This window comes from Chelativorans sp. (assembly GCF_031180965.1).
GTDB lineage: Bacteria > Pseudomonadota > Alphaproteobacteria > Rhizobiales > Rhizobiaceae > Chelativorans.
The window spans coordinates 58,368-79,744 of sequence record NZ_JAPSLH010000020.1 but is presented as its reverse complement, the minus strand read 5'-3'; the positions used below and the strand labels follow the sequence as shown (position 1 = coordinate 79,744).

Here is a 21,377-nt window from a genome sequence, read left to right as displayed (position 1 = left end):
GGTTAGACGGAAAGACCCCGTGCACCTTTACTATAGCTTTACACTGGCATTCGTGACGACATGTGTAGGATAGGTGGTAGGCTTTGAAGCCAGGGCGCCAGCCTTGGTGGAGCCGTCCTTGAAATACCACCCTTGTTGTCATGGATGTCTAACTGCGGCCCGTCATCCGGGTCCAGGACAGTGTATGGTGGGTAGTTTGACTGGGGCGGTCGCCTCCTAAAGAGTAACGGAGGCGCGCGATGGTGGGCTCAGAACGGTCGGAAATCGTTCGCTGAGTGCAATGGCATAAGCCTGCCTGACTGCGAGACAGACAAGTCGAGCAGAGACGAAAGTCGGTCATAGTGATCCGGTGGTCCCGCGTGGAAGGGCCATCGCTCAACGGATAAAAGGTACGCCGGGGATAACAGGCTGATCCCCCCCAAGAGTCCATATCGACGGGGTGGTTTGGCACCTCGATGTCGACTCATCGCATCCTGGGGCTGGAGCAGGTCCCAAGGGTATGGCTGTTCGCCATTTAAAGCGGTACGTGAGTTGGGTTCAGAACGTCGTGAGACAGTTCGGTCCCTATCTGCCGTGGGTGTAGGAATATTGACAGGATCTGTCCCTAGTACGAGAGGACCGGGATGGACGTATCTCTGGTGGACCTGTTGTGGCGCCAGCCGCATAGCAGGGTAGCTATATACGGACGGGATAACCGCTGAAGGCATCTAAGCGGGAAACCCACCTGAAAACGAGTATTCCCTGAGAGCCGTGGAAGACGACCACGTTGATAGGCCGGGTGTGGAAGTGCGGCAACGCATGAAGCTTACCGGTACTAATAGCTCGATCGGCTTGATCATTCTCATTGCTCGTGCCCATCATTGCGATGATGGCAACGGTAACAATCCAGCTTCTCGAACAGAAAACATGCGTTTTGCCGACCTGGTGGTTATAGCGGGGTGGCTGCACCCGTTCCCATTCCGAACACGGCCGTGAAACGCCCCAGCGCCAATGGTACTTCGTCTCAAGACGCGGGAGAGTAGGTCGCTGCCAGGTCTGCCAAACGCATGGATTTCTCTTCTCTTCACGTTCCGCGGCTTCGGCTCGCGGTTCCGGGCCGCCCCTGTGATTGGCTCTCTTCGGCGGAGCTCAGGCGGCCTTTTGTCATGACAGGATGCATTTCGCAGGCAGCCGCCTGTGTGGTGACGCGGGGTGGAGCAGCCCGGTAGCTCGTCAGGCTCATAACCTGAAGGTCGCAGGTTCAAATCCTGCCCCCGCAACCATTGATCCCGACACTCCCGAACGTTTTGTTCCGGGAGTTTTCTTTTTTCCAGGCTTTTCAACGCCTTCAGCCCCAAGCCAAGCCAGAATCGCGCCTAGCTCTCCGTGCAGCGTGATCTCGATCTCGCCTCGCTTTGCGCTCAGGAATGAGCGTCGCGCGTTCGATGAGGGCGCGGATCGCCTCGGCCGCTTCCAGCTGATCTTCCGGGTGCTGCAGAGCCGCCGCGAGGCGCTCGACCTTGCGCCGGTATATTTGCGCCACATTTGGATAAATATCAGGGAGTGGATTGCTGGCGCCTGCCATTTCATCGCGCAGCGCGTCCTGCTTTACCTCAAGCTCCCGTAAACGATCCATCAGAAGGCGCGTATACCCGCCGCCCTCCATGATATCCAAGATTTCTTTGACTGCCCGATCGACCTTCGCCAGCTCCGCGCGGGCACGTTCCAGCGGGCTCGGCGCTCACGGTTAAGTTGGTTGGTCTCTTCGGCATAGGCACGCAGGGCTGCCTCGGCAGCATCAGGCGCCATGATGCGGTCTCCGAGGCCGGTGAGCACTCGCTCTTCCAGGCCTTGGCGAGCGATCGTATGGCCGTTGCCGCAGGACCTGTTCGTGATATGCGCCGAGCAGGCGAAGCGATCTTGGCCACGCAACGAGCATGGCCCGCCGCAGACACCACAATGGACCAGACCGGAAAGAAGGCTTTTCGGCCGCTGCAGGCCCCGAGCGGGTTCTTCCTGTGATGCTCGCGTACCGCGGCGATGACCTTGGCGTGCTTCTCGGCGATCTCGTTCTGTTTCGCCTTCACCGCTTGCCAGAGCGCGTCGTCGACGATGCGCAGCGCTGGCACTTCAGTAACGATCCACTTCTCCGGAGGGATTGAGGCGCGAGACGCGCTTCCCTGTCGGCTCGAACGGATCGCGGTGCACCTTGGCAACGCGCTGAACCTCTTTGATGCGGCCGGCGCAATGCTTGTGGCAGACGTCGCATGCCACGTTCCACTCACGCCGGGCGGCCGTGATTTCTTCGCGCGAGACCAGCCCTGGGATCGGAACGAGATGGTCGGCGAGGTGAGGACTCTGCCTCAGCCAACCAGTCTCAGCCCGCGTCAGCGCCATGGCGATCCGCAACATGTCGACTTCCCAGCAGTCAAGAAGCCGCGCCTCTGCTCCCGCCATTGCAGGTACCAATCCCATACGGCCGGGAATACGAGGAGGCCGAAGGTGAGCGATTGCAATGGCAGCCCACGCCCGCGCACGGCGCTGCGTGGAGATGCTGTCAGCGCGCCAAAGAGCAAGCCGAGATGCTCGACCTTCTGCGCGGCCTCCTTATACCCCATACCCCCAGCCGCTGATACCCGAATGCCGCGAGCGTGGCCGTCTTGAAGCTCAACAGCTCCGCCATCTCGCTGCGAGCCGTGCAGGCGCGTCGACTGTCCTCGTCATGACAGACGCGTCGGTTTCCCCATCATCGTCCAGGTCGTGCGGATCGCCGCGCAGATGCCTGCGCGCCAGCTCCTGTCCATCCGGCAGCAGCCCGGGGAAGCGCACCGCGAAACGGCGCTTCATGGCCGCCGCCTGGGAGCGGCGGTAGTCGGTCGAACCAGAGATGATAACGGAGCTGACCCAGTTCAGGATTTCTTCCTGCTCAGGGGATGATCGCTTCTCGAATCGTCCGGCAGGTGCCACGCCAGCCGCCGCCGCTCAGCGCTCGAGATTGCGGCGGGCTGGTGACCAGATGCGGAGTGCTGCTTGTTCGGCAGCTTGTTCTTGAAATAGCCGGGTGGCAGCCGGTATCGCCGTTCTATCCGGCCGAGCACCTCCAGGCTCTCCACGCTTCGCGGCGCCCGGGTTCCCCTTGCCCACGTCAGCAGTGTCTTCCTGTCCAACCTTTCCCCTGGGCGCACTACGGCCCGGTAGAGGTACCAACTGGTATCCCCATGCCGTTCCATATGTAGCCGTAGGGCCTCAGGGAATGTCTCCGGGTCTTGCCAGCTCGTCCACTTCGGCTCTGGGAATTCAACAATAGGCTTCGGCTTCGCGCCTCTGCGCGCGACGCCGGCGCGGCGGCCAAGCGGATCAGCTCGCACATTCTCCGGCTTTGCCTTGGGACGCACTTCCACCGGGGTGTTAGCCCCTCTCCTCTTGTGCCGCGCTTTCTAGTTCTCCCGCTGCTCGAGCGTCGTCCGAGGTAACGCATGATGGCATCGAACGCTGGCTGCAGGACTCGAGATGCGGCGCGAAGCATGCTCGGCTCGATCTCGCATTCGTCACCGATAAGGGCCCAGTCGATCGCCTGCCCACGCCTCGGCGGTAACAGCTCCCCTTCGATGAGCCTTAGCAGGTAGAGAGGTAGATTCTCCAGCTCGCGCGGCGGCAGAACCGTGTCCGCCCGGGACCGCACGAAGTCGAAGATCATTCGAGAGAATATGGAATGGTTCGAGACTGTCGTCGGGTTGAAGAACGACTGGCGGGGAGCGCGAACAGCTTGGCTGCCAAATCAGTCTGCTGAGCTCGCGCGGGCGACGCTGAATACCGGGATGCCGCCAGAGACTGAAGTCTCAACGAGTCGATTTCCACCCCGCGAATGGCGGTCATCTCGCGCGAGGTGCAGTTTTCATTGACGAGATTGAGAAAACCACGCGCGTGCACCTCGCACAATTTCGGTACACCTCGCGATGCCGCCTCGCCTCCTGCCCTCCGACCGAGCCGCACATCGCGGCCCTTTATCCTGCCCTTTTATGGGCTATGCTTGCGATGAACTGTCTTGCATCGGTCGTTTCTCTTCTTTCCACTTCGTGATACGCCGCAGCTTTCCGCAATACGCTCACCTGCAGAACGGCCGAGTGCCGGCGCGTCGTGCAGTCCCCCGCGCTCTGCGACCGGCTATTTAGGCTGCGCCAACGCAGCGCTCGAACCGTCGCGGCGCATAGCCAGATAGCGCCGACCCAGCTCGCTGTCGGCGACAGATATGAACACCAGGTCGCAGGCGGCCGTACCATTTCCACAGCACCGCGCGCCGTCAGCATCGCGTCCATCAGCTAGCGCGTCAGCGCATCGTCGACCACCGCCGCGCGCACCGCCTTCTGCAAAGCCGCCGCAACCGGCGCCCTTGATGCGGCTGCCAAGCTCTTGAGCGAACGGCGGATAGTGTTTTCGATGTCGGGCACCCTGCGTTTGAAGTCGCGCCGCTGCGTTAGAAGAAGCCGCATCCGGTAACAAACGTCCGTCTTGACATGGGCCGGGCGGAACCAGAAGGTGCGCATGATATAGGCCATGCTGAGCGCAGGGCCTTGTCGATCTCGTTGCGCTGTGCCGACATTATCGCAAGCACGTGCTGGGTCTCAAGACACACGGCCGGAAGATCCAGCCTGAGCATTTCCGGATGCAGTCACGCCGACAGCGATCCGGCCTCGTGGCCGACACGCCTAAGACGCGGCGAGCCAGCGAGGACCACGCCACAGCGTGTCTTCGCAAGCTTCCACGAGTCTGTCCGGAAGCGGGGGCGCCGGATATGCGACAACAACACGGTGGGGTGTGAGCAGCGTTTCCATTCCTCATCCCGCTGTGTGCATCAAAAATGATGCACACGCCGATCAACTGCAGTACCCTCCGTGCGAGAGCGTAGCTCCGCGGATGGAGTGCAATCATTAAGAGTGGTTGGGGGCAGAGCCAATCTCTTTTCCGCAAGCATCGCTAGACCAGACGGCTGTGCCGGGGCAAAACTCGCTCGCGGTCGCGTGAGCCAACGCAGCAGCAAAGTGATGGTGCTGTGTTGCGGTTCGGTGGTCCAAGGAAGCAGTCAGGTTTCTGGAATATTCTCACGGAAAATGACTTGAAGACGCGGCAGGTGCTGTTCGCAAGGCAATCCGCGAACAGCGTTTGTGAGGATGTTCAGAGCCTCACGGGCCTCCACCCGCGGATTCTGATCTATGACCGCATCCAGCGTCCCATCAAGGAGCAGGGCCTTGTTCCGGCCTGTCAGTTCGTGGCCGATGAAGACGACGCGGTGGGCGAGATTCCTGTCCTGCAGCGCGCGGGCAATACCCTGATTGCCGGCGCCGATATTGTAGATGCCGGCAAGATCTGAATGCCGCTCCAGCAGATTGGCGGCTTCCTGGTATGCCTTCTCCCGGTCATCCTTCATTTCCCGGAGCTCCACGATCTCCAGATTGGGGAACGCTTCGGAGATGATGTGTCGGAAGCCCATCTCCCGCTCCTCATGGCCGCGGTAGGAAAGAGAACCGGCAAAAAGCGCCACCTTCTTGCGGTCGGAGGTCCCGAGAAAGCGGCCGAGCAGATAGCCCGCAAGACGCCCCGCCGCCCGATTGTCGATCCCGATATAGGCAACCCGCGGCACGTGAAGGATATCGGATGCAAGGGTCACCACCTTGACGCCGCTGGAAGAGAGGCTGCGGATTGCCTCGCGCACGGTGGGGTGGTCAAGAGCGATCACACCCACCCCATCGGTCTGACCCTCAAGCTCGTGCAGGGCGCGGGCAAGGCTGTCCGGGTTGAAGCCCTCGATCGTCTCCACACGCACTTCCAGATCCTGGCGGCTGCCGGCTTGTAGCTCGATCTGATGGTGCAGGTCCTTGATGAAGGTGTTGGTGCCGGCGGGGAGCACAAAGGTGAGGCGAACCGTGGCGCCGACGGGAACGCCGCCGGCTGTTTCGGCGATGTACCCAAGACGCCGCGCCGTTTCCAGCACGACCTCCTTCGTCCGGTGCCTCACGCCCGCCCGGTTGTTGAGCACGCGGTCGACCGTGGCGCTCGAGACGCCGGCTTCGCGCGCAATGTCCTGCAAGGTCGAACGCATACTCGCGGGTCCTCTGTGTCCATCTCGTCTTCAGCCGCCGGAAGCGCCGGCTCGAATCGTCTGCGGACAAGAAACTGATGTTAAATGATGCATTTGGCTTCGCCTGTTCAAGAGGCATTCGTTGCGCCGCGGGGCAAACCAGGCGAGACGGCTCCCGCATACCTCAAAAACTCGCATCCTGACTGATGAGATGGGGAGGGGCGTCACTTCACCCCCATGCAAATCGGGACTCTCCTGATAAATTATGATGTCATGTGATGTTGACATTGATGTTTCCCGACGTCAATAATCATCGTCATGAGGTTGAGGTGTGAGGTGCCCGATCTCAGTGGGAGGAACTTGCAATGACAAACATGATCCGCGTTTCGCGACGCCGGCTGCTGGCGTCCGGAGGGCAGGCAGTGGCGGCGATCGCGGCTGTGGGGCTCGCTCCGAAATTTATTCGGCCGGCGAGGGCGCAGGCTGCAGACGCGCTGGCGCCGGGCATGATTGGCGGCCCGACCGGCTTTGAGGGCGCTGAACGCTACCAATATGGTCCTGATACCCCCGAGGGGCGCGCGATCGAGGCCGTCAAGGAATTGAAGGGTGCGGGCAAGGCGCCCTCGCGCATCGTGCTCGGCCTTTCCGACGGCTCGATTGGTCAGCTGACGCAGCCATTTCCCGCCGGCGCTCCCTCCATCAAGGAGCTGTGGGAGAAGGAGACGGGCATCACGCTCGACATCGTGGGCGTTCCGAACGGCCAGGAATTCACCAAGACGATGCAGGACATCTCCACCAAAGGAGGAGCCTACGACATCTACGCTGTCGAATGGAACCGGCTGGGCGATCTCGCCGAGACGGGCGGCATCGTCAATCTCGATGAATATGTGGAAAAGCACCGGCCGGAATGGGACGATCCGGAGCGCGGCTATGTGGGCGGGCAGAAGGGCGTTTCACTGCTCAACCAGTATCGCGGTTCAACCTACGGCGTGTCGCTCGACGGCGACTTCCAGGTCTGGGTCTACCGCACCGACCTCTTCAACGACGACGCCGAGAAGAAGGCATTTGCCGACCGGCATGGGCGCGAACTGGCGCTGCCTGCGACCTGGGCGGAATTCGACGAGGTGGCCGCTTTCTTCCACCGCCCGGACCAGGGGCTCTTTGGGTCGACCGACCTGCGCAACCAGGGCTGGGGCTACACGAACTGGTACCAGCGCTACGTCTCCATGGGCTCGCCGAACCAGTTCCTGTTTGACGATGCGGGCACAGCACTCATCAATTCGGAGGCGGGCGTCAAGGCCACCGAGGAATATGTCGCCTCGCTCGCGCATCACTCTCCCGATGCCATCTCCTGGGGCTGGCCGGAACAGTACGGAAATTTCGCTTCAGGCGGCGCGGCAATGACCTGCGCCTTCTCGAATCTTCCGAAATTCCTGGACAATCCGGCCAATGAGGGCTCCAAGATCACTGGCAAGATCGGCTCGATGCTCCCGCCCGGACGCGCCATCGACGACAAGCTGGTGCGCCGCTCGGTTCTGTGGCTGAACCTCTCGGCTTCCGTCTCGGCCCAGAGCCAGCACCCGGAGGCCTGCTATCTCCTCCTGCAATGGCTGGGTTCGAGCCGGATCTATGCCTGGATGACCGCCAACCCCGGTGGCTATTTCGACCCGTTCCGGCTGTCGGACTTCTCCGATCCGCTCGTGCGGCAGACCTATCACGGCTACCACATGGATATCGTGCGCGAGACGGTGGCGCGAACGGTGCCCACCATCAACTATCCCGGCGCCACGGCCTTCCACAACGCGCTCGACGAGAACCTGGTGGCGGCGCTCACCAAGTCCAAGACGCCCGAGCAGGCGATGGCTGATACCGACCGGGAGTGGAAGCGCATCGCCCGGCGCGTAGGCGAGGACAAGCTTCTGGAGGCAATCAAGGCCAACAAGGAAGCCTGGCCCACGGTGCTCGATCCGATCGGCACCTGATTTCGGGTCGCCTGATGCCTGAGTGCGGGCGGGGGGATCGTCCTCCTCCCGCCCGCCTGAAGAGAGTCACGCAAGCGTTCAGATGACCCGTTCGCCCGCCTTCGAGATCTTCCGCTACGCCGCCATCCTCCTGGCGCTCGCCTTCGCGCTCATCCCGATCCTCTGGATGACCTCGATGGCGTTCAAGCCGATTCCCGAATGGACCGCGACCGGCGCCGACCTCACCTGGTGGCCGAAAAGCCCGACGCTCGACAATTTCCGCTTCATCTTCGGCGAATCCACCAGCGCGCTGATCGTGGCGCTCGACCGCACGGCCGGGAAGCCAATCCTCGCCTCGCTGCTCTCCGCGACCTTTGGCACGATCATCGCCATGGCCTCCGGCACGGCAGCGGCCTACGCCCTGTCGCGCTTCGGCTCGGGGCAGAACCTGCCGCTGGCGCTGATCCAGCTCCGCCTTTTTCCGCCCATGGCCGTGATGATCCCAGTCATGATCATGTGGTCCTTCCTGGGCCTGGTCGACACCTGGTGGGGATTGGCCCTCATCTACGGGATCGTCACGCTGCCCTTCGCCTTCTGGCTGATGAAGACCTTCTTCGACGACATGCCGCGCGAAATCGAGGAGGCAGCGCTCGTGGAAGGCTGTTCGCGCTTCCGTGTTTTCATTAAGATCACCCTGCCGATGATGCGCGCGCCGCTCGCAAGCTCGGCGCTCTTCGTCTTCATCCTGAATTGGTCCGACTATCTGATCGCGCTGCTGCTCACCACGCGCGAGTGGGTGACCATCCCCGTCTACATGGCTTCGCTCTCGTCCTCCATGACCGGGCAGCTCTACGGCGCCAAGGCGGCTCTTGGGCTGATTGCGGCGATACCACCGGTCATCCTCGGCATTGCCATCCAGCGCCATCTTGTGCGCGGGGTCACCTTCGGGGCGCTGAAGCAATGAGCGTCTCCGCGACAACCAAGGTGCGGGCAGGAAGCTCTGCGTCCGCCGCAGCGGCGCGCAGCGAGCGAGGCGATCGCGAAGGCCGCCGCCTCGGCCTCGCTCTCACACTGCCGGCGCAGCTGCTGGTGCTTTTCATCGCCGCGTTTCCGCTGCTGATGCAGGCCTATATCAGCCTCACCGACTGGTCGCCGCTCGATGGCATCGGCTGGTGGCAGGCCTGGGAGCTGTGGAACAGCTTCGCCAACTACACGGACCTCGCATCCGACACCCGGTTCTGGAACGCGCTGTGGCGCACGGCAGTGGTAATGGGCATATGCGTGCCCGCGGAATTCCTCCTCGGTCTCGGCCTTGCGATCCTGTTCATGGACGAGTTCGCCGGGAAGAGGATCTTCTATTCCGTCCTGCTGGTGCCCATGATGGTGGTGCCCGCTGTGGCCGGCTACATGTTCTTCATGCTCTTCCAGTCGGGCGGGCCGGTGAACGACATCCTTTCCACGCTCGCCGGGACGCGGGTGAGCGTCGCCTGGCTGTCCGATCCGAACCTTGCGCTTTTGGCTGTGATCGTGGCGGACATTTGGCAGTGGACGCCGCTCATGTTCCTGATCCTGCTCGCCGGACTGGTCGGCGTCCCGGAGGACCAGCTGAAAGCTGCAACCCTTCTCGGCGCCTCCTGGTGGCAGCGATTCGTCACCATCGTGCTGCCGCGGATGAAGGCGATCATCGTCATTGCACTCGCCATCCGGGTGATCGAGAACTTCAAGATCTTCGATACGCTCTACATCATGACCGGCGGCGGGCCGGGCGTGGCCACGGAGACGATCTCCGTCTACATCTACAAGCTCACGACGCAGGACCTGATCTGGGGTTATGTGGCGGCGATCGCACTGGCGATCCTGATCGCGCTCTCCCTGCTTGCCGCCTTTGCCATCAAGCGCATGGCCGCAGCCGGAAAGGAGGCGCCATGACCGCGATCCGCCTGGATGGACTGACAAAGCGTTTCGGAGATTTCACCGCCCTTCGGGCCATGGATCTCGACATTCGCGATGGCGAGTTCATGGCGCTGCTCGGTCCTTCGGGCTGCGGCAAGTCGACGACCATGAACATGATTGCCGGCATGGAGGAGCCAAGCGGAGGCCGCATCCTCTTTGACGGGCGAGACATGACTGGCGTGCCCATGAGCCGGCGCGGCGTGGGCTTTGTTTTCCAGAACTATGCCATCTTCACCCACATGACCGTGCGCCAGAACCTGGCCTATGGGCCGAAGATGCACGGGCTTCCGGCGCACGAGATCGAGCGCCGCGTGAAAGCCGTTGCCGATCTCCTGCAACTCACGGCCTTTCTCGACAGGCCTTCTGCAAAGCTTTCGGTCAACATTCTGCAGCGGCTCGCCATCGGACGGTCGGCCATCATAGAGCCGGCCATCTTCCTGCTGGATGAGCCGCTGTCGAATGTGGATGCAGCCTTCCGTGCGGTGATGCGCACCGAGCTGAAGCACCTGCAGCGGCAGTTCCGGCAGACCATGGTCTATGTCACGCACGACCAGCTCGAAGCCATGACCATGGCCGATCGCATTGCCGTGATGGATCAGGGCGTGCTGCAGCAGGTGGGCACACCGCTCGGAGTCTACAACAATCCGGCGAATGTCTTCGTTGCCCGCTTTATCGGTTCGCCCGGCATGAACCTTTTCAGGGGCCGCCTTGCCGAAAGCGACCGCGGGCTGGTGGTGGATCTGGGCTCATTGGGCGTTACGCCGCCGTTGCCCGACCAGCTGTCGGCAGTTGCGCGGCGGCTTTCGGGCGGTGAGGTGTTTTACGGTTTCCGACCCGAAGAAGTTTCGGTTTCGGCGGAGGGACAGGGGATCCGGCTTCCCGTCACCTTCGTGGAGCGCATCGGCGCGCGCACCATCGTGCATTTCGGCGCGGGTGAGGCAGCGTTGAAGGCGGTCTTCGACAATGATGTGGGGCTTTCGGCTGGCGAGACAGCCGTCATCGCCGCCAATGAAAAGACCGTCCGGCTCTTCGACCTCGCAACCGGCCTGGCGATCGGGAGCGCGTGAGACAATGGCCGAGATCGTCTTCCGCAATGTCAGCAAGCGCTACGGCAACACGGTGGCGGTGAACGACGCCTCCTTTGCGGTAGAGGACAACGAGTTCTTCTGCTTCTTCGGCCCGCCGCTTTCAGGCAAGACGACCATTTTGCGCCTGATCCTTGGCCTGGAGACGCCGGACGAAGGCGAGATCCTGATCGGCGGCAGGCTGGTCAACGGGGTCTCCCCGGCGGAGCGTAACGTCGCCATGGTCTTCCAGAACCTGGCGCTTTTCCCGCACATGAGCGCGCGCGACAACATCCGTTTTCCCCTTGCGGAGCGGAAAATACCGGAGGCCGATATCGCGCGCCGTGTGGCGGCGGTGTCGGAGAAGCTGCTTATCGGCCATATCCTGCACAAGCCGCCGGCGCAGCTTTCAGGCGGAGAGCGGCAGCGCGTGGCGATTGCCCGCGCGTTGGTGCGCGACCCTGCGGCCTATCTCATGGATGACCCGATCTCGGCGCTCGATGCGCGCCTGCGCGAGGAAACGCGGGTGGAACTGAAGCGTATCCAGCGCGAGCTCGGCAAGACGCTGGTCTATGTCACGCACGACCAGGAAGAAGCCATGTCGGTGGCCGACCGCATGGCCATCCTGGAGGGTGGCGCCATCCGCCAGATCGGCACGCCCGCGGAAATTTACGACCGGCCTGCGAGCGCCTATGTGGCGCGCCTGCTCGGTTCTCCCATGATGAACATCTTGCCGGCGGTGCGCGACCCTGCGGCTCTGTTTTTTGCGGCGGCCGGCGGCGCGATCCGGATTCCGGCTGGGCAGGTGCCCGACGAAGCAAGCGCGCTGGGGGTAAGGCCGGAGGATTTGAAGGTCGCGCCGTGGACGCAGACGAGCGACGGCGGGGCGGCCACGGTGTTCGAGGTGGAGCCGCTTGGCGGCCACACGGTGGTCACCCTCGAGGCGGGGAACGAAAAACTCAAGGCGCTGATCCGCGGTCAGCCGCAGATCGCCGCTGATGCTCCGGTAGCGCTCTCCGTCCATCCGGACCGGGTTCACTTCTTCGGACGGGCGGGTGAGGCGCTTGGCCGGTGAAAGGGAGGAAGAGATGACACAAGCAGGAACGTTCCAGCCGGACCCGGAGGTCCGCTGCCGCGACTACACGATCGGCTGCATTGGCGCCGGCATGATCATGGCGGAATGCCATCTTGCGGCCTACCGGCAGGCAGACTTCAAGATAGGCGCCATCGCCTCGCGCACCAGGGGGAACGCGGCGAAGGTGGCGGAGCGCTACGGCATCCCAAGGGTGCATGACACGCCGGAAGCCCTGATCGAGGACCCGGCTATCGAGATCATCGACCTCGCCTTCCCGCCGGACCAGCAGCCCGCGCTCATCCGCCACGCACTCAAGCAGCCTCATATCAGAGCTATCCTTGCCCAGAAGCCGCTCGCCCTTTCCGTGGAGGAGGCGGCCAGGCTGCGCGATGAGGCAAAGGCTGCCGGCAAGGTCGTCTCGGTCAACCAGAACATGCGCTACGACCAGTCGATGCGCGTGCTGAAGCAGATCATCGACGCCGGCGATCTCGGCGAGATCGTCTTCGCCGAGATCGACATGCACGCCATTCCGCACTGGCAGACCTTCCTGCGCGACTATGACCGGCTCACGCTCGCCAATATGAGTGTGCATCACCTCGATGCGCTGCGCTTTCTCTTCGGCGATCCGCAGGAGATCACGACACTCACACGCAAGGACCCGCGCACGGAATTCGAGCACCTGGACGGCATCACCGTATCGACGCTCCGGTTTCCGTCGGGTGTGCTGGCGGTCTCGCTCGAGGATGTGTGGTCGGGTCCGCGCCAGGAGGGCTACGAAGACGACCAGCATATCCGCTGGCGCGTCGACGGCACGGCAGGCGTGGCGCGCGGGACAATCGGCTGGCCCACGGGCGCGCCGTCAACGCTCGCCTATGCATCGACCAAAACGACGGGCGGCAAGTGGGTCGAGCCGAAATGGGAGACCATGTGGTTTCCGCACGCCTTCATCGGCGTGATGGAGCAGCTGCAATACGCGCTGAAGACGGGCACGCCGCCCGCGCTCTCCATTGAGGACAATGTCAAGACAATGGCGCTGGTCGAGGCCGGCTACAGGTCGATTGCCGAGGGCCGGACCGTCCGGCTTTCCGAAATCTCTATCAACTGAGTTCCAGGGAGGACACACATCATGATGCAGGTGGGCATTTTCACGGGCTACTTCCCCTATACGTTGGAGGAGACCGCCAGGAAGATCAGGGAGCTGAATTTCAACACCGTGCAACTCGACATGCACTTCAAGGATGTTGACGTTTCAGCGGGGCAGATCACGAAGGAGAAGTGCGTCCGCATCCGCGAAACCTTTCGCGATCACAACCTGCCGATCTGCTGCATCTCCGGCTACACCAACATCGTCCACCCGGATCCGGCCGAGAGGGAGCGGCGCGTCGGCTATCTCAAGGAGATCATCCGCCACGCGCAGTATCTGGGCAGCCCCTATGTGATCTCGGAGACCGGCACCTTCAACACCGAGAGTGACTGGGTGCACCACCCGAAGAACAAGACCGAGGAGGGATTCGAGGATTGCCGCAAGGTCATCGCCGATCTTGCCCGGCATGCCTACGACCACGGGGCGACGTTCCTGCTGGAGACCTATGTGAACAATGTGGTCGGCTCGGTGGAGGAGACCGTCAGGATGTTCGCGGAGGTGGATCACCCCGGTCTCGGGCTGCTGATGGACCCCACGAACTATTTCGAGACGCACAATATCGACCGCATGGACCAGATCCTGAACCAGGTCTTCGACACGCTCTCGGACAAGATCAAGATCGCGCACGCCAAGGATGTGAAGCGCTCCGGCGACGACAAATCGGAAAAGCACGCCGATATCGGCGACGAGGACGCGCTGGAAAGCCACACTTTCCGCGGTGTGGGCGAGATCGAGCTGCCGGCGCCGGGTCTGGGCTCCCTCAACTACGATCTTTACCTCCAGAGGCTCGCCCGCAAGCATCCCAACATCCCGATCATCATCGAGCATCTGGATGAGGCCGACGTTCCGCGCGCGAAGAAGTTTCTCGACGGGAAGCTGCGCGCCAACGGGCTCTGAGCTTCAGGCGGCTGCCCGTACCCAACAAGCAGGAAAGGTCCGCCGCGGCGGGCGGAACAGCAGGAAGGAAACATGGTCGAACTTTATGGAGAGGCACTGTCGCGCCGCGAGATCGCAGCCCGGGCGGGCGCGCTCTCGCAATTCGCCGGCGTGCGACTGATGACTTTGGGCGACGGGCTGGAGCGCGGCATCCGCATGCTGGAGTTCCGCACCGGCACGGGGCTGCGCTTCACCGTGCTCGTCGACCGGGCGCTCGACATTGCCGATTGCGAATATCGCGGCATGGCAGTGGGCTGGCACTCGCCTGCCGGTTTCCGCCATCCGGGGCTGCACGAGTATGAAGGGGAGGGCGGGCTTGCCTGGCTGCGTTCTTTCTCGGGCCTGATGGTCACCTGCGGGCTGGACCACATCCTCTTCATGTATGACGAGCCGGCGGACCATTATGTCTACGGACCCCGCAAGACCGTCAGCCACTCGATCCATGGCCGCGTCGGCACAATTCCTGCGCGCCTCACTGGCTATGGCGAGCGATGGGAGGGGGACGACTGCTTCCTCTGGTGCGAAGGGGTCGTCAGCCAAGGCACCGTCTTTGGTGAAGATCTCCAGCTTGTCCGACGCATCGAGGCGAAGGCCGGCACCAACGAGGTCAGGCTTTCGGACAAGGTCGTCAATCGCGGCTTCTATCGCACGCCGCATATGTATTGCTACCACATCAATGTCGGCCATCCGGTGGTGGCGGAAGGGTCGCGCTATCTCGCACCCATCAAGGACGTGGTTTGGGCGGCGCATGCGGGCGAGGCGTACCGCAAGCAGAATGTCGGCTATCGCACGCTTCCCGCCCCACAGCTCAACTTCCACGAGCAGGTCTGGCAGCATGAGCTTGGCACATCAGGAGAGGGGGAGGTGCCCGTGGCCGTCGTCAACGACACGCTCGGCATAGGCTTGGAGGTGGTGACGCGGAAGGATCAGTTCCCCTGCATGTATGAGTGGCAGAACCTGCAGGCCGGTCAATATGCGCTGGGCATAGAGCCCTCCACCAACCACGTTCTTGGTCACAAGGCAGCCCGCGATCGCGGCGAACTGATCTGGCTCGAGCATGGGGATGAGCGCCGCTACGACACGGTCTTCAGGATCCTGGCCGACAAGAAGGAGATTGCTGCCTGCGAGGAGCGGATCACGGCAATCGCTGCTCAGCCGGCGGAAGATTATCCGGAACCTTCCGGCAACCACCTGCCGATCGGAGGCCGCTCGTGAACATGCAGACCACGAGGGAGAAAGCGGCCTTGATGTCGGTAGCGGGCAAAACGATCCTCTATACGGGCGCAGCCGGCGGGCTGGGCGCAGAGACCACGCTGCATTTCCTGCGGGCCGGCGCTCGGGTGCTCGCCATCGACAACGACCATGGCAAGGTCGAGTCGCTTGCAAAGGCTGTGGAGCGCGAGGGGCTGCAGGGACTCACTGTCTGCGAGGCAGACCTTGCGGATCTCGCCGACCTGCGCAGGAAGCTCGACGGGAAGGCGCGTGAGCTCGGCGGCTTCGACGTGGTCATCAACAATGCCGCCATCTACCCGTCAAAGCCCTTCGAGGAATACACGATCGAAGAGCACCAGATGGTGCAGCGGGTGAATGTGGATGCCGGCATCGTCTGCGTGCAGGCAGCCTTGCCGGGCATGCGCGAGAAGGGTTTTGGCCGCATCATCAACATCGCCTCGGTCACGGCCTATGGGGGCTGGGCCAAGCTGTCCCCTTATGTGCAGTCCAAGGGCGCGCTGATCGGGCTCACACGGGCTTGGGCGCGCGAATTCGGCCAATACGGCATCACCGTGAATGCCGTCGCACCGGGAGCATTTCCCACGGATGCGGAAAAGATCCACCCGGATCCTGAAGGCTATACGCGTTTCGTGCTGGAGCACCAGGCGGTCAAGCGCCGCGGGCACCCGCGAGACATTGCCTATGCGCTCATGTTCCTCGCCTCCGAGGAATCCGGCTTCATCACCGGCCAGACCATCAATGTCGATGGCGGCTGGGTCATGCACTGAAAGGTCAATACATGGGAATTCTGAGTGGCATCCGCGTCCTCGACTGTTCCATCGCGATGGCCGGCCCCTTTGCCGCCCAGCGGCTTGGGGATCTTGGCGCCGATGTGATCAAGGTGGAGCCCGTCACCGGCGAATGGCAGCGTCACGTCTCGGCCGGTGGAGCGAGGGGCAACAAGATCAACGTCTCTTTTCTCTCGCTTAACCGCAACAAGCGGTCGCTTGCCATCGACCTCAAGTCGGAGGACGGAAAGAAGATCCTGCTGGACCTGGTGAAGACGGCCGACGTCTTCCTTCAGAATTATCGCCCTGGTGTCGCGAAGCGGCTGGGCGTCGACTACGACACGCTCTCGGCTCTTAATCCGCGGCTCGTCTACGTCTCCATGTCCGGCTACGGCGAGAGTGGGCCCTATGTGAACCGGCCGGGGCAGGATTTGCTGCTCCAGGCAATGTCCGGCGCAATGCTTTCGGCAGGCCGCAAGGGCGAGCCGCCCACGCCGGCAGGGCAGTATCTGGTCGATGCGGTGGCCGCCTACACGGCTTTCGAGGGGGCGCTTGCCGCGCTCTTTCACCGCGAGCGGACCGGCGAGGGGCAGCGGGTCGAGGTCAACATGCTCGACGCCATCACCACGCTGCAGATGCAGGAACTTTCCGTCTTCACGGTCGGCGGCAAGAAGCAGGAGCGTTCGGCCGAGCCCCACGCCCACGTCTTCATCCGCTCGCCCTACGGTATCTTCGCAACGAAGGACGGTTACATCGCCCTTGCGTTCCCGCCTCTCGGAAAGCTGGGCGAGATCATTGGCGAGGAAAGCTTCCTCGACATGAACGACGAGGTGGACAGCTGGTCCCGGCGCGACGAGATTTTTGCCAAGACGCGCGAGAAGCTGACGGCGCGGACCTCCGCCGAGTGGCTGTCGCTTTTCTCCGAAGCCGATATCTGGGCCGGCCCGGTCTACGGCTATGACGATCTCATCAAGGATCCGCAGATCGCCCACAACGGCACCTTTGTGGAGTACGAGCACCCGACTGAGGGGCGGGTGAAGACGCCGGGCTTTCCCATCAAGTTTTCGAAGACGCCCTCCAAGGTGGAGCGCGGCGCGCCGCTCGCAGGCCAGCACACCCGGGAGGTGCTGAAGGAAGCGGGCTACCCGGACGACGAGATCGACCGCCTGGCTAGCGCTGGCGTCGTCGCGGTGGGGGAGCGCTGATGCGCCGATACGAGGCCCTCACCTGGGACCACCCGCGCGGCTACAATGCGCTTGCCGCAGCCGCCGCGCGGCTTGATCCGCAGCGGGACGGGCTTGCCATCGACTGGGACAAGCAGCCGCTTGAGGGCTTTGAATCCCATCCCATCGAGGATCTCTGCCGCCGCTATGATCTCGTGGTGCTCGACCATCCGCATATCGGGGAGGCCGTGGCGGCCGGTTGCCTCACGCCTCTGGAGGATGTTTTCGGAAGCGAAGCAATCGCGGAACTCGAAAGCGCGACGATCGGCCCTTGCCTGGCCAGCTATCGCTTCGGCGGCAAGCATTGGGCACTCCCGCTGGATGCGGCGACACAGGTGATGGCGTCGCGGCCGGACCTTCTCGAAAGCGGTGTGCCGGTCACGTGGGAAGAGGTTGCCGTCCTGTCGCGCGAGACCGGCAGGGTCGCGCTGTCGCTCGCCGGGCCGCACGCGATCCTTTCCTACCTCTCCGCGGCAACCGCCTTCGGCGAACCTCCGGCAGAACGCGACCCGGACGTGCTGGTTTCGGCGGAGACCGGCAAGGCAGTCTTCGAGCTCCTGGCGGACCTCGCATCGCGCAGCCCGAAAAGTGTCTATGACAACAATCCCATCGGCATTCTCGGCCATATGGCCGCGCATGACGATGTCGCGCTGTGCCCGCTGATCTACGGCTACGTGAACTACGCGGCGCCGAAGAGCGGGCATGCGATCCGCTTCTCGGATGCGCCGCGGGCTGCGAGGGGCGGCCGTCCCGGATCGACCCTCGGCGGCACCGGCATCGGCGTATCGCGCCGTTGCGAGATGTCGCCGGAACTGAAGCAGCATCTCCTTTGGCTGATGGGCGAGGAGGCACAGCGGGAGTTCATACCGTTCCATGACGGCCAGCCAAGCCGCCGCACGGCCTGGCAGGACGATCGTGTGAACGCAGCCAGGGGCGACTTCTATCGTGGCACGGCCGCGACGCTGGAGGCGGCTTATGTGCGGCCGCGGCATGCCGGCTATATCGCCTTCCAGACCAAGGCCTCCGCCTATCTGCGCCAGGCCTTTGCCGAGCGCGAAGCCCCGGCGCGCGCGGTCGAGACGATCCAGAAGCTCTATGAGGAGAGCCGCCCCGCAAAGGGTGGCGAGAGATAGCATGACCGAGGACATCCGCTTCGAAGTTGACGGACACATCGCCGTCATCACCCTCAACCGGCCCCAAAAGCTCAATGCGGTGACGCCGGAGATGGCCGATGCCATTGTCGCGGCGGTGGAGGAATGCAACGACAGCGAGACGATCCGCTGTGTGATCGTCACGGGCGCCGGCGAAAAGGCGTTCTGCGCCGGCTCCGATATCCGCGAGCTCGACACCTACGAGACGCCCTGGCAGTTCCGCAACCGGCCGGACTACTGCGACGCGATCCGCCGGCTCCTGAAGCCCTCCATCGCCGCCGTGAACGGCTATTGCTTCGGGGGCGGGCTGGAGACGGCGATGTCCTGCGACATCCGCATCGCCTCGCAGAATGCGCAGTTCGCCGCGCCTGAGATCAAGCTCGGCTGGATCGGCGGCGGCGGCATGGCGACTTATCTCGCACATTCCATCGGTGCGTCCAACGCGGCCCTGATGATCATGACCGGCGATCCGATCCCGGCGGAAAAGGCGCTCGCCTGGAATCTTGTGAGCGAGGTGGTTCCTCAAGGTGACCTCCTGAAGCGGGCGCGCGAAATCGCCGCGACCATTGCGAGCCGCGCGCCAATCGCGGCCGAGACGGCGAAGCTCAACCTGAAGGCAGCGTTCGCCATGCCGCTGGAAAAGGCCATCGAATACGAACGCGATCTGCAGACCATCTGCTTCGCGACCCAAGACGCAAGGGAGGGCCGGGCGGCGTTCAAGGAAAAGCGGCCCCCGGTCTTCAGGCGGAAATAATCAACATTGGTGGGTGGGGAGCGCGACTCCCCGGATCAACTGGAGGAGTGCATCATGAAACGATTCTTGTTAACCGCAGCCGCTGTCCTGCTGGCGGTGGGCGGCGTCCATTCGGCGGCGCAGGCGCAGGAGGCAAAAAAGGTCTTTTACCTGCTGTCGCATGGCGGTGAATCCGATCCCTTCTGGATCGATTGGAACGCCGGCGCGCAGTCTGCCTGCCGGCAGCTCAACGTCACCTGCAACATCTCCTTCTCGGGCGGCGATTTTGCCGTGCAGAAGGAAGCCCTCAATGCGGCGATCGCTTCCGCTCCCGATGGCATCGGCACCACCTCGGCGCAACCCGGCCTCTGGATGGAAGAGGTGCAACTCGCCAAGGAACGGAATATCCCCATCGTCTTCTTCAACACGGACGATCCGGCCACGGGTCGCGATGCCTATGTCGGTGCGGACCTGAAGATGGCCGGCCGCATTTGGGCAAAATATCTCGTCGACAATGGCCTGGTGAAGGAAGGCGACAGCGTCTTCATGCCGGTCGAGGTGCCTGGGGCGAGCTACCAACAGCTGGAGACCGAGGGCATCGCCGAAGTCTTCGACCCGCTCAAGATCAAGTACGACGTGGTCGATGCGGGCACCGACCCCGCCGGCGTCATCCAGAAGATGTCGGAATACATGATTGCCAACGACGTCGATGCGGTGATCGCGCTGGGTGACCTCGTGGCCGCCAGCGTGCAGCGCGTCTTCGACAATGTGGGTGCTGCGCCGGGCTCGATCCCGGTGGTCGGTTGGGGCAATTCGAAGGAAACAGCGCAGGCGGTGAAGGCCGGCTATGTGAATGCTGCCCTCTGGCAGTATCCGTCGCATCAGGGCTTCATGCCCGTGGCGCTCCTCAACATGGCCGCCAATGGCGAGCCGATCGGGTATGACATCTTCACGCTGCAGACCTACGACAAGGACAGCGTGGAGCCGATCCTGAAGCTCTACGGCGAATGATGCTCCATGACGAATGATGCTCTTACCCGCCCGGGCGGAACCGCCCGGGCCGATCGCTTGCTCGACCGGAATCACGACACAGGGGGTGCGAAGGTGAAATCAACGCGCTGGCGGGCGCTCCTGCGCAAGCCGGAGACCTCGTCCTTTATCATCCTGTGCCTGGCGGTCGTCTTCTTCACACTGGCGAATGATCGCTTTCTGTCGCCGCTCAACCTGGCGAACCTGCTCGCCTTCCTGCCCGAGCTCGGCATCATCGCCCTTGGCATGACGCTCCTGCTCACAGCTGGCGAATTCGATCTGTCCGTCGGCGCGGTCTTCGCCTTCTGCCCGGTTATTTCCATGCTGCTTGTCCAGCATGCAGGCATCGATCTCGGCCTGGCGCTCATCGTCGGCTTCGCCTTGACGGCTGTCATAGGGCTGGCGAACGGGCTCTTCGTGACCAAGATCGGCATTTCGTCCTTTCTCGTCACGCTTGCGATGCTGCTGCTGGTCCGGGGCTCGACCCTCTTTGCCACGCAGGGCTTCCCGCTTGCCAGTTTCAGCGGCGAGACGATCCTCAAGCCGCTGCTCGCGGGCAGCTTCTATGTCGGCGAGGTGCGGTTTCATGCTTCCATCATCTGGTTCGCCCTGCTCGCCGCGCTGGCCTTCTACGTGCTCAACTACTCCAAGGTGGGCAACTGGATCTCGGCCATCGGCAGCAACCGCAACGCAGCGATTGCACGCGGCGTGCCGGCGGACGCGGTCAAGATCGGCCTCTTCATCGCGACTTCGCTGCTCGCCGCGCTCGCCGGCACCATCAGTGCGTTGCGCATCTCCTCGGCTTCCCCGGTCGCAGGGGACCAGTACGAGCTTGAGGTGATTGCAATGGTGGTCGTGGGTGGCACGGCGCTCACCGGCGGCCGCGGGACCATCATAGGCACCATCATCGGCGTGTTCCTGCTGCGCATCATCCGCAACGGCATCGTGCTCGTCGGCGTGCCGGGACTTGCCTTCAACATCTTCGTCGGCGGCTTGATCCTGGTGATGCTCGTCGTCCACGCGGCCATGCAAAAGCGGTCTTCGAGGGCCTGA

20 protein-coding genes, 1 tRNA gene and 2 rRNA genes are annotated in these 21,377 nt (G+C 63.0%); 17 read left to right on the top strand and 6 right to left on the bottom strand.

Going from position 1 to position 21,377, the window contains the following annotated elements:
* The 3 genes from RIN79_RS15190 to RIN79_RS15180 form a co-directional block, all read left to right on the top strand.
* Positions 1-839 (top strand): 23S ribosomal RNA (locus RIN79_RS15190); the annotation flags it as partial.
* 81 nt (positions 840-920) lie between these two features.
* Positions 921-1,035, top strand: a 5S ribosomal RNA gene (gene rrf, locus RIN79_RS15185).
* Positions 1,036-1,185: 150 nt separating this feature from the next.
* Positions 1,186-1,262, top strand: a tRNA-Met gene (locus tag RIN79_RS15180).
* A 65-nt stretch (positions 1,263-1,327) separates the two neighbouring features.
* Here the strand turns inward: RIN79_RS15180 and RIN79_RS15175 are convergent.
* The 6 genes from RIN79_RS15175 to RIN79_RS15155 form a co-directional block, all read right to left on the bottom strand.
* Entirely contained in the window at positions 1,328-1,654 is a 327-nt protein-coding gene (locus tag RIN79_RS15175) for a hypothetical protein (RefSeq protein ID WP_309085512.1), read from the bottom strand.
* On the bottom strand, positions 1,615-1,947 hold the full coding sequence (locus RIN79_RS21605; protein WP_375165947.1) for a hypothetical protein: 333 nt from the start codon (positions 1,945-1,947) through the stop codon (positions 1,615-1,617). Before RIN79_RS21605 ends, RIN79_RS15175 begins: the two co-directional genes overlap by 40 nt.
* 162 nt (positions 1,948-2,109) lie before the next feature.
* Positions 2,110-2,436, bottom strand: coding sequence for a hypothetical protein (locus tag RIN79_RS15170; RefSeq protein WP_309085511.1), 327 nt, complete (start codon positions 2,434-2,436; stop codon positions 2,110-2,112).
* A gap of 210 nt (positions 2,437-2,646) precedes the next feature.
* Positions 2,647-2,826 carry a hypothetical protein gene (locus tag RIN79_RS15165; RefSeq protein WP_309085510.1) on the bottom strand — a complete coding sequence of 60 codons (180 nt, stop codon included), beginning with the start codon at positions 2,824-2,826 and terminating at the stop codon, positions 2,647-2,649.
* 1,472 nt (positions 2,827-4,298) lie between these two features.
* The gene (locus RIN79_RS21600; protein WP_375165943.1) at positions 4,299-4,535 is read right to left on the bottom strand and encodes a hypothetical protein; all 237 of its coding nucleotides are present in this window, start codon (positions 4,533-4,535) and stop codon (positions 4,299-4,301) included.
* A gap of 524 nt (positions 4,536-5,059) precedes the next feature.
* The gene (locus RIN79_RS15155) at positions 5,060-6,076 is read right to left on the bottom strand and encodes a LacI family DNA-binding transcriptional regulator (RefSeq protein WP_309085509.1); all 1,017 of its coding nucleotides are present in this window, start codon (positions 6,074-6,076) and stop codon (positions 5,060-5,062) included.
* A 344-nt stretch (positions 6,077-6,420) separates the two neighbouring features.
* Between RIN79_RS15155 and RIN79_RS15150 the strand changes: the two genes are divergently transcribed.
* From RIN79_RS15150 to RIN79_RS15085, 14 genes are all read left to right on the top strand, one after another.
* Complete coding sequence (locus tag RIN79_RS15150) at positions 6,421-8,037, top strand: extracellular solute-binding protein (protein WP_309085508.1); 1,617 nt, start codon at positions 6,421-6,423, stop codon at positions 8,035-8,037.
* A gap of 82 nt (positions 8,038-8,119) precedes the next feature.
* Positions 8,120-8,980 (top strand): carbohydrate ABC transporter permease, encoded by an 861-nt coding sequence (locus tag RIN79_RS15145; RefSeq protein WP_309085507.1) that lies wholly within the window; start codon positions 8,120-8,122, stop codon positions 8,978-8,980.
* A complete protein-coding gene (locus tag RIN79_RS15140; protein WP_309085506.1) occupies positions 8,977-9,945 on the top strand; it encodes a sugar ABC transporter permease in 969 nt (322 codons plus the stop codon). The genes RIN79_RS15145 and RIN79_RS15140 overlap by 4 nt, the downstream gene beginning before the upstream one ends.
* The gene (locus tag RIN79_RS15135; protein ID WP_309085505.1) at positions 9,942-11,036 is read left to right on the top strand and encodes an ABC transporter ATP-binding protein; all 1,095 of its coding nucleotides are present in this window, start codon (positions 9,942-9,944) and stop codon (positions 11,034-11,036) included. The genes RIN79_RS15140 and RIN79_RS15135 overlap by 4 nt, the downstream gene beginning before the upstream one ends.
* Positions 11,037-11,040: 4 nt before the next feature.
* Positions 11,041-12,108, top strand: a complete 1,068-nt coding sequence (locus RIN79_RS15130; protein ID WP_309085504.1) for an ABC transporter ATP-binding protein — start codon at positions 11,041-11,043, stop codon at positions 12,106-12,108.
* Between the two features lie 13 nt (positions 12,109-12,121).
* Entirely contained in the window at positions 12,122-13,213 is a 1,092-nt protein-coding gene (locus tag RIN79_RS15125) for a Gfo/Idh/MocA family oxidoreductase (protein ID WP_309085503.1), read from the top strand.
* Positions 13,214-13,234: 21 nt separating this feature from the next.
* The gene (locus tag RIN79_RS15120) at positions 13,235-14,149 is read left to right on the top strand and encodes a sugar phosphate isomerase/epimerase (RefSeq protein ID WP_309085502.1); all 915 of its coding nucleotides are present in this window, start codon (positions 13,235-13,237) and stop codon (positions 14,147-14,149) included.
* A gap of 72 nt (positions 14,150-14,221) precedes the next feature.
* Positions 14,222-15,403: an aldose 1-epimerase family protein gene (locus RIN79_RS15115; protein ID WP_309085501.1), complete on the top strand. Its 1,182-nt coding sequence runs from the start codon at positions 14,222-14,224 to the stop codon at positions 15,401-15,403.
* A 2-nt stretch (positions 15,404-15,405) separates the two neighbouring features.
* Positions 15,406-16,188, top strand: coding sequence for an SDR family oxidoreductase (locus RIN79_RS15110; protein WP_309085518.1), 783 nt, complete (start codon positions 15,406-15,408; stop codon positions 16,186-16,188).
* 11 nt (positions 16,189-16,199) lie between these two features.
* Positions 16,200-17,393, top strand: a complete 1,194-nt coding sequence (locus RIN79_RS15105; RefSeq protein WP_309085499.1) for a CoA transferase — start codon at positions 16,200-16,202, stop codon at positions 17,391-17,393.
* Positions 17,393-18,544 carry an extracellular solute-binding protein gene (locus RIN79_RS15100; RefSeq protein ID WP_309085498.1) on the top strand — a complete coding sequence of 384 codons (1,152 nt, stop codon included), beginning with the start codon at positions 17,393-17,395 and terminating at the stop codon, positions 18,542-18,544. The genes RIN79_RS15105 and RIN79_RS15100 overlap by 1 nt, the downstream gene beginning before the upstream one ends.
* A 1-nt stretch (position 18,545) precedes the next feature.
* On the top strand, positions 18,546-19,316 hold the full coding sequence (locus tag RIN79_RS15095; protein ID WP_309085497.1) for an enoyl-CoA hydratase/isomerase family protein: 771 nt from the start codon (positions 18,546-18,548) through the stop codon (positions 19,314-19,316).
* 54 nt (positions 19,317-19,370) lie between these two features.
* Entirely contained in the window at positions 19,371-20,306 is a 936-nt protein-coding gene (locus RIN79_RS15090) for a substrate-binding domain-containing protein (RefSeq protein ID WP_309085496.1), read from the top strand.
* 6 nt (positions 20,307-20,312) lie between these two features.
* The gene (locus tag RIN79_RS15085) at positions 20,313-21,377 is read left to right on the top strand and encodes an ABC transporter permease (protein WP_309085495.1); all 1,065 of its coding nucleotides are present in this window, start codon (positions 20,313-20,315) and stop codon (positions 21,375-21,377) included.